The following is a 1,640-nucleotide window of genomic DNA, read 5'->3' on the forward strand; positions in this document are numbered from 1 at the left end:
GGTTCGATCACCAAGACCGGCAACGGTCATGCACGTCGGTTGTTGGTCGAGGCAGCATGGCATCACCGCAAGATCTACCGCAACCCTGGATGTCAATGGCCACGAAGTTCTCCCCGTAGGCGGCCAGTAGTTCTCCCCGCTGGTGGCCACGGGTTCTCCCCGGTGGCGGCCAGTTGTTTTTCCCCACCCGCTTTCTGATTTGGGTTAGCTGAAGGGCTTCACCCCCTTGCCGGTGGTGGCTTCGGTGAGGCGGAAGGAGTCGCCGTCGGTGACGACGACGTGCGCATGGTGCAGGAGCCGGTCAACGGTGGCGGTGGCCAATGTTTTGGGCATGATCTCGTCGAAGCCGGAGGGGTGCAGGTTGCTCGAGACGGCAATCGCTCGGCGTTCGTAGGCAGCGTCGACGAGGCGATAGAATCCTTCGGCGGCGTCTTCAGAGACCGGGAGCAGACCGATGTCGTCGACGATGATCAGGTCGGAGCGGATGATCCTCGTCAGGGCTCGGGCGATGGAGTCGTCGGCACGGTGCCGGCGGACCAGGGCACCGAGGTCTTCGATGGTGAACCAAGACACCGCCAGCCCAGCTTCGACTGCGGCCTGCCCGAGTGCCTCGGTGAAGTGAGACTTGCCAGTTCCCGAAGGCCCACAGACGCAGAAACATTCACGCCGCCCGACCCACTCCAGGGTGCGGAGCGCGTCCTGGGTGGCGCGGGGAATCGACGATTTCGTTTCGTCCCAGTCGCCGAAGGTCTTGCCGGTAGGGAAACCCGCGCGTTTGCGGCGAGTGTGCAGGTTCGCCCGGTCCCGGCCGGCGGCTTCCTCAGCGAGGAGAACCCGCACGACTTCGGCGGGGTCCCAGCGTTGGGCTTTCGCGGTCGGGATGATATCGCTCAAGGACCTGCGGATATGGGGCAGTTTCAGGCGTTTAGTCAGGTCGATCGCCTCGGCCAACGGGTCGCCGTTAGCGCTGGTAACAGTGCGCAAAGGGGTGCTCATCAGGCGTCATCGCTTTCATCGTCAGTAGTGGCTGGGCTGGCCGGCGCTGGTGTCTGGCCGAAGGTGGACCAGGCGGCGGTGCCCGGTTGCAGAGTGTGGTTCTCGCTGCGACGGACCGGATCAGCGTGTTCGTGGGTGACTTGGTAGTCGAGGATCGAGATCAGGTCCCGATCGGCGAACCGGCCGGTCATCGCCGCCGTCCCCAACGCTCTGTCGACTGCGTCCGGGGAGTGCAGCTTCGAAAGGTCCACGGCCTCGGCCATCTTCGCCCTGATGCGGCGCGCTCCCGCGGCGGCAGCCTCGACCAGCCAGCTGTTGGCACCCTGGCCCAACTGTAGGAAGGCGAGCTCGGCGGCGGTACGAGGCTTGGGCACCCGGTCGGCGGCGTCGCGGTCTGGGCGGGGTGGGTAGTGGTCGTTGTCGAGGACCGGTGAACCGGGTTGGCCGCGGCGGTGCCGCGCGACTTCGACTGCACCGCCATCATTGTCGACGGCGGTCACGATCAGCTCCTCACCATGGAAGCGGGCCCAGACCCGAGTGTCGATCAACGTGTGCGGCACCGAATACCGCACCCCTTCCACCGAGATCGTCGACTCCCAGTTCACCCGCCGGGTAGTGCCGAACACCGCGGTGAACGGAGATTT

1 protein-coding gene and 1 pseudogene are annotated in these 1,640 nt (G+C 65.4%); both read right to left on the reverse strand.

The features are described from left to right. Positions 1–204: 204 nt before the first annotated feature. Positions 205–996 carry an IS21-like element IS1415 family helper ATPase IstB gene (istB, locus tag ACF1AK_RS36230; RefSeq protein WP_003944771.1) on the reverse strand — a complete coding sequence of 264 codons (792 nt, stop codon included), beginning with the start codon at positions 994–996 and terminating at the stop codon, positions 205–207. Continuing rightward, positions 996–1,640, reverse strand: a pseudogene (istA, locus tag ACF1AK_RS36235) (IS21-like element IS1415 family transposase); the annotation flags it as partial. The pseudogene istA and the gene istB, both read right to left, overlap by 1 nt.

Origin of the sequence: Kitasatospora sp. NPDC015120, from assembly GCF_043080305.1 — a bacterium.
GTDB lineage: Bacteria > Actinomycetota > Actinomycetes > Streptomycetales > Streptomycetaceae > Kitasatospora.

Excerpts from the sequence above, each read along its gene's own strand:
- istB (WP_003944771.1), bottom strand. The coding sequence starts at position 996 with ATGAGCACCCCTTTGCGCACTGTTACCAGCGCTAACGGCGACCCGTTG.